Raw genomic sequence first — 6,462 nt, 5'->3', positions numbered from 1 at the left:
CCCGTGGGCTGGTGGCCGCCTGAACAGGGGAAAAAGAGCGGTCAGCCGGCCTTGACGGACACCGCCGCCGACACCCGCTTGGCCTTGGCCCGGGCCGCCGCCACGTCGTCGGCCACGGCCAGGCCCACGCCCATGCGGCGCTTGACGAAGGATTCGGGCTTGCCGAAGAGGCGGATGTCGGTGCCGGGTTCAGCCAGCGCTTCGGCCACGTTGTGGAACGACACCGCGGCGGCCTCGATGCCGCCATAGATGACGCTGCTGGCGCCGGGCTGGCGCAGGCTGGTGTCCACCGGCAGCCCCAGGAACGCCCGGGCGTGCAGCTCGAATTCGTTCTGGACCTGCGTGATCATGGTGACCATGCCGGTGTCGTGCGGACGCGGACTGACTTCCGAGAACCAAACCTGGTCGCCCGCCACGAACAATTCCACGCCGAAAATGCCCAGGCCGCCCAGGTTGGACGTGACCGCCAGCGCGATTTCCCGGGAGCGCTGCAGCGCGGCGGGAGACATCGGGTGCGGCTGCCAGCTTTCCACGTAGTCGCCGTCAACCTGCTTGTGGCCGATGGGTTCGCAGTAGCGGGTTTCGACCTGGCCGTCGGCGCCGCGGGCGCGCACGGTCAGCAGGGTGATTTCGTAGTCGAAACGGATGAAGCCTTCGACGATGGCGCGCCCGCCGCCCACCCGACCGCCCTCCTGGGCGTAGCGCCAGGCGGATTCGACGTCGTCGGCGCTCTTGATCACGGACTGGCCCTTGCCGGAGGACGACATGACCGGCTTGATGACGCAGGGATAGCCTATGCCGCCATCGATGGCGGCGCGCAGTTCTTCCTCGGTGTCGACGAAGCGGTAGGGCGAGGTCGGCAGCCCCAGGGTCTCGGCCGCCAGGCGGCGGATGCCCTCGCGGTTCATGGTCAACTGGGCCGCCCGCGCGGTCGGCGTCACCCGGGCCACGCCCGCCTCTTCCAGTTCCACCAGCAAATTGGTGGCAATGGCTTCGATTTCGGGGACAATAACGTGGGGCCGTTCCTGTTCGATGACCTTGCGCAGGGCCTGCGGGTCCGTCATCGAGACCACATGCGCCCGGTGCGCCACCTGGTGGCCCGGAGCATCGGCATACCGATCCACGGCAATCACTTCCACGCCCAGCCGCTGCAGGGCAATGATGACCTCTTTGCCCAATTCGCCAGATCCGAGCAGCATGACGCGGGTGGCCAAGGGGGACAGGGGCGTGCCAAGGACGGGGCTGGAAATGCTGGACATGGAGCGAGCCTGGAAAAAGTTGGAAAGCCGTTGAAATGACCCGCCAGCATGCCATACGGCCTTTCCGGGGGCAAACCCGCATACTGATATTAAAATCCCTGTATGACTGACCATCCCACAACATCGTCCGAGACCGCGCTGGCATCTGCGCGCAGAACGCTGCAGATTGAATGCCAGGGTCTGATGGACCTGTCGGCCCGGCTGGACGACAGCTTCACGCAGACCGTCGCGATGCTGCTGGCCTGTCGCGGCCGGGTGGTCGTCAGCGGCATCGGCAAGACTGGCCATGTCGCCCGAAAAATCGCGGCGACCCTGGCCTCGACCGGCACGCCGGCCTTTTTCGTGCACGCCGCCGAGGCCGTCCACGGCGATCTGGGCATGATCACCCAGGACGACGTCCTGATCGCGATTTCCTATTCGGGCTCCGGCCAGGAATTGCTGACGATACTTCCCGTCGCCCGCCGCATGGGCGCCAAGCTGATCGCGATTACCGGCAATCCGCAGTCCGAACTGGCGCGGCTGGCCGACGTCCACCTGGACGCCAGCGTGGCCCAGGAGGCCTGCCCCCTGAATCTGGCACCCACGGCCAGCACCACCGCAGCCCTGGCCTTGGGCGACGCCCTGGCCGTCGCCTGCCTGGAAGCCCGCGGTTTCGGCCCGCAGGATTTCGCCCGCTCGCACCCGGGCGGCGCCCTCGGCCGCCGCCTGCTGACCCACGTGCGCGACGTCATGCGCCAAGGCGACGCCTTGCCCATCGTCCAGGCCGGCACACCGGTCTCGCAGGCGCTGGAGGTCATGTCCGCCAAGGGCATGGGCATGACCGTCGTGACCGACGCCCAGCATCGCCCCGTGGGCATCTTCACCGACGGCGACCTGCGCCGCCTGATCGCGCGTCAGGGCGACATCCGCAGCCTGACCGTCGAATCCGGCATGACGCGCTCGCCGCGCAGCATCACCCCCGACGCGCTGGCCGTCGAGGCGGCCCAGCAAATGGACAAACAACGGCTCAACCACATGCTCGTGCTGGACAGCAACGGCGTTCTGCTCGGCGCCTTGCACATGCACGATCTGATGGCCGCCAAAGTGGTATGACTATGACTCTTTCTGTTCCCATGACCCATCCGGCCGAAGCGCTGGTCCTGGCCCGCATCCCCGCCGGGGTGCGCGAACGCGCCGCCGCGGTGCGTCTCATGGTGTTCGACGTGGACGGCGTGCTGACCGACGGCAGTCTCTATTACGGCGAGAACGGCGAACTCCAAAAACGCTTCAACGCGCTGGACGGCCACGGGCTGCGCCTGTTGATGGAAGGCGGCCTGAAGGTCGCTCTGATGACCGGACGCTCCGGCCCCATCGTGGCGCGCCGCGCGGCCGAACTGGGCATCGCCGAGGTGATCCAGGGCGTCCGCGACAAGGGCGGCGCCCTGGCCGAACTTGCGCAGCGTTCCGGTGTCCAACTGAACCAGGCCGGCTACATGGGCGATGACGTCATCGACCTGCCGGCCCTGCAGCGCGCCGGCTTCGCCGCCAGCGTGCCGAACGCGCCGGGCTATGTCAGCCAGGCCGCCCACTGGGTGTCCACGCACACCGGCGGCAACGGCGCAGTACGCGAATGCTGCGACCTGCTGCTGGCGGCCCAGGGACGCCTGGGCGCATTCCTGGCGGCGCCGGGCCTGCTCGGCCCGGGCGCCATCCAATGATTGCCAGGACAACCCATAGGCCCCTGCGGCAGATCCAATGAAAGAACGTTTTCCCTCCCTGATCGCGCTGTTCCTGCTGCTGGTGCTGGTCGCCAGTTCGTGGTGGGCGGCGGATTACGCGCAGCGGGCAATCCAGACGGATCCGCCGCGCCGCGTCACCCACGAGATGGACGCCTGGTCGCGCGACTTCGTCATGCTGCGCACCGACCCGAACGGCAAACCCATCAACCGGCTCGAAGGCGTATACGCAGAACATTTCCCCGATGACGACTCCTACCACGTGACCTCGCCGCGCGCGGTGGGCCAGCGCGAGGACAACCCCATCACCGTGGCCATCTCGAAGACCGCAGTGATGGAGCAAGGCGGCAAGCGCATCGTCATGAACGGCGACGCCCACGTGCGCCGCCAGCCGGACGCCAATAACGACCTGCTGGACGTGCGCAGCCAGCAGTTGATCATTCTGCCCGACGACGACGTGGTCTACACCGACCTGCCCGCGGAAGTCATCAAGGGCCGTTCGCGCATGAACGGCACGGGCATGCACTACAACAACAAGACGCGCCAACTGCAGGTTTCGGCATCGACCGATGTGGAAATTGCCGGTTCCGAAGGCAAGCAGCAACGCCGGACCGAAATTCCCGCCAACAACACTGACCAGAAAAAACCATGACCGACCTCCGGATTCTCCTTGCCCCGACGACCCGCTTGCTCGGCGCCATCCTGCTGACGGCTTCAGCGCTGGCCCCGGCCCATGCCGCGGATGCGCCCAAGGCAGCGACGCCGGCTGAAGAACCCAGCACGCTGATCCTGTCGGATACCCTCCACTACGACGACGTAAAGAAGAAGAGCGTGTTCACGGGCAACGTCAACATGACGCGCGGCCTCATGACCCTGACGTCAGACGTGCTGGAAATGAACGAGGACGCGCAAGGCAACCAGTTCGGCACGGCCACCGCCAACAAGGGCAAGATCGTGACCATCCGCCAGGAACGTCCGGAAACCTTCGAACTCATCGAAGGCACCGGCCTGCGCGCCGAATACGACGGCACCAAGAGCACCTTCGACCTGATCGGCCAGGCGGTCGTGACCCGCTTTGTCTGTGGAAAACCGTTCGACACCATTCGCGGCGAACGGGTACGCTACAACGAGAAGACCGGCACCTACGAAGCCCATGGCGGCCCCAACTCTGCCGCGGCCGGCGGCCGGGTCCGCTCGGTCGCTGAGCCGCGCGCCAAGTCGGATGCCGCCATCGCCGAATGCCGCAAGCAGCAGGCAGCCAAGAAGGGGCGTTGAACGCCTCCCATGCAACACCACTCGCAGCCACGATGAACCAACCTTCAGTGCCGACTCCGGTAACCTCCGCCCCCTCGGGCGTCAAGCAGGGCAGCCTGCGCGCAACCGGTTTGCGCAAAACCTATAACGGCCGGACCGTGGTGCAGGACGTGTCCCTGTCCGTGGTCAGCGGCGAAGTGGTCGGCCTGCTCGGCCCCAACGGCGCGGGCAAGACCACCAGCTTCTACATGATCGTGGGCCTGGTGCCCGCGGACGCGGGCCGCATCGAGATCGACGGATCCGTCATCACCTCCATGCCGATCCACAAGCGTGCGCACATGGGCCTGTCGTACCTGCCCCAGGATGCATCCGTGTTCCGCCGCCTGACGGTGGAACAGAACATCCGCGCCGTGCTGGAACTGCAAACAGGGCCGGATGGACGTCCGTTGTCCACGCCCAAGATCAACGAGCAGATGGAAGCGCTGCTGGAAGAGCTGCAAATCGGCCACATCCGCAGCAACGCCGCCATCTCCCTGTCGGGCGGTGAACGCCGCCGCGTGGAAATCGCGCGCGCGCTGGCCACCAGCCCGCGCTTCATCCTGCTGGACGAGCCCTTCGCCGGCGTGGACCCCATCGCCGTCATCGAGATCCAGCGCATCGTGCGATTCCTGAAGGGGCGCGGCATCGGCGTGCTGATCACCGACCACAACGTGCGCGAAACCCTGGGCATCTGCGACCGCGCCTACATCATCAGCGAAGGCAAGGTTCTGACCGACGGCCACCCCGATGAAATCGTGGGTGATCCGGCCGTGCGCCGGGTCTATCTGGGAGAGCATTTCCGCATGTAATGCGGCCCTGGGGAAGACCCCTAGGCGCCGCCTGCGCAAAGGCGCATGCACCCTGGGGGCTCAGCCATAAAAATGCCATGAACTTGCGCTAGGTCAGCTTGTTTTATCGGCCCGAGTCTATACACTAGTACTAAACGAACCCGCTCAATCAAGGAGAACGCCTAACGAATCAGCCGCGCTTTTCGCGCACCCTTTTTTCCTCTTTTAGAAGGAGAGCACACTATGAACCTGAGCATCTGCGGTCGTCACCTCGACGTCACCCCGGCCATCCGGGAATATGTCATGAACAAACTGGCGCGAGTGCTGCGGCATTTCGATCACGTCATCGATACCCAGGTCATGCTCTCGGTAGAGCCCCTGCGGCATAGAGCCGAAATCACCATGCGTCTAAGCGGTAAGGACATTCATTGTGAAGCAACCGATGAAAACCTCTATGCAGCCATAGACCTTCTTGCTGACAAAGTCGACCGTCAGGTCATCAAGCACAAGGACAAGGTACGAAGTCACACGGCGGAGTCCGTGAAGCGGCAAGCGGCGAATCTCACGCCACCCCAGCAGTAACGCGCTTCATGATCACTCGCACCGCGAGATTAGCTAAACAGCGATTCTAGAAATCCTGCCTAAGTCCCGGTGTCCCGCTAGACGCAACGTCCAGCCGGGGCATCGGCAAACTGCCCTCCCGTAGCCTTCCCCTTCTTTGTCCCCCATTCCCGGTTCCGCCGGCGATTCCGTTTTCCCCCGATTTCCGACGTTTCCCATGGCGCCGCCCTGCCGCCAGGCGCAAGAATGCCCACAATCCGCCGCTATCGGTCTATGCTGTCGCTCTTGCCGCCCCATGATGCGAGCGTGCCGAGCGCGCATCCCAGAGGCCGATTATTGCAGTGCATCATATAACCATATAATGATCCGATGAATCATTTGTCGCGCATCCTACCCGCCGGCAACGTCGTGCTCGATATGCTCGCAACGAGCAAGAAACGTGCGTTCGAACAGGCCGGTCTACTCTTTGAAAACAACCATGGCCTGGCGCGCGCGCTCGTGTTCGACAGCCTGTTCGCCCGGGAACGCCTGGGCTCCACCGCGCTCGGACAGGGCGTGGCGGTGCCGCATGGCCGGGTCAAGGGCCTGGAGCAGGCCCTCGCGGCCTTCATCCGCCTGGCCCAGCCCATCACCTTCGATGCGCCTGACGGGCAGCCGGTGTCGATGCTGCTCTGTTTGCTGGTGCCGGAAACAGCCACGCAGCAGCACCTGGACATCCTGGCCGAACTGGCGCAGCTCATGTCGAACAAGGCCTTGCGCGAAGCCCTGGCCACAGAGCCCGATCCGGCTGTCGTCCACAAGATGCTGACGACCGGCCAACTCTGACCTCCTCGCGGAAACGCTGCC

Annotated in this window: 8 protein-coding genes; 7 read left to right on the top strand and 1 reads right to left on the bottom strand. The window is 65.0% G+C overall.

Annotated elements, in window-relative coordinates:
* Nucleotides 1-41 precede the first annotated feature (41 nt).
* Nucleotides 42-1,259: a formate-dependent phosphoribosylglycinamide formyltransferase gene (purT, locus tag AC6LKD_RS25710; RefSeq protein WP_013396720.1), complete on the bottom strand. Its 1,218-nt coding sequence runs from the start codon at nucleotides 1,257-1,259 to the stop codon at nucleotides 42-44.
* Nucleotides 1,260-1,361: 102 nt separating this feature from the next.
* Between purT and AC6LKD_RS25705 the strand changes: the two genes are divergently transcribed.
* From AC6LKD_RS25705 to AC6LKD_RS25675, 7 genes are all read left to right on the top strand, one after another.
* Nucleotides 1,362-2,351 (top strand): KpsF/GutQ family sugar-phosphate isomerase, encoded by a 990-nt coding sequence (locus tag AC6LKD_RS25705; protein ID WP_498117832.1) that lies wholly within the window; start codon nucleotides 1,362-1,364, stop codon nucleotides 2,349-2,351.
* Complete coding sequence (locus AC6LKD_RS25700; RefSeq protein ID WP_013396722.1) at nucleotides 2,348-2,956, top strand: KdsC family phosphatase; 609 nt, start codon at nucleotides 2,348-2,350, stop codon at nucleotides 2,954-2,956. Before AC6LKD_RS25705 ends, AC6LKD_RS25700 begins: the two co-directional genes overlap by 4 nt.
* Before the next feature lie 37 nt (nucleotides 2,957-2,993).
* Nucleotides 2,994-3,626: an LPS export ABC transporter periplasmic protein LptC gene (lptC, locus tag AC6LKD_RS25695; protein ID WP_013396723.1), complete on the top strand. Its 633-nt coding sequence runs from the start codon at nucleotides 2,994-2,996 to the stop codon at nucleotides 3,624-3,626.
* The gene (lptA, locus tag AC6LKD_RS25690) at nucleotides 3,623-4,249 is read left to right on the top strand and encodes a lipopolysaccharide transport periplasmic protein LptA (protein ID WP_498117831.1); all 627 of its coding nucleotides are present in this window, start codon (nucleotides 3,623-3,625) and stop codon (nucleotides 4,247-4,249) included. Before lptC ends, lptA begins: the two co-directional genes overlap by 4 nt.
* Before the next feature lie 32 nt (nucleotides 4,250-4,281).
* Nucleotides 4,282-5,076: an LPS export ABC transporter ATP-binding protein gene (lptB, locus tag AC6LKD_RS25685; protein WP_013396725.1), complete on the top strand. Its 795-nt coding sequence runs from the start codon at nucleotides 4,282-4,284 to the stop codon at nucleotides 5,074-5,076.
* Between the two features lie 222 nt (nucleotides 5,077-5,298).
* Nucleotides 5,299-5,637, top strand: coding sequence for a ribosome hibernation-promoting factor, HPF/YfiA family (hpf, locus tag AC6LKD_RS25680; RefSeq protein ID WP_013396726.1), 339 nt, complete (start codon nucleotides 5,299-5,301; stop codon nucleotides 5,635-5,637).
* A gap of 348 nt (nucleotides 5,638-5,985) precedes the next feature.
* Entirely contained in the window at nucleotides 5,986-6,441 is a 456-nt protein-coding gene (locus AC6LKD_RS25675) for a PTS sugar transporter subunit IIA (RefSeq protein ID WP_006389881.1), read from the top strand.
* Nucleotides 6,442-6,462: the final 21 nt, after the last annotated feature.

It is taken from the genome of Achromobacter sp. D7-1, assembly GCF_059760445.1.
This window is presented reverse-complemented; position numbering and strand designations above follow the sequence as displayed.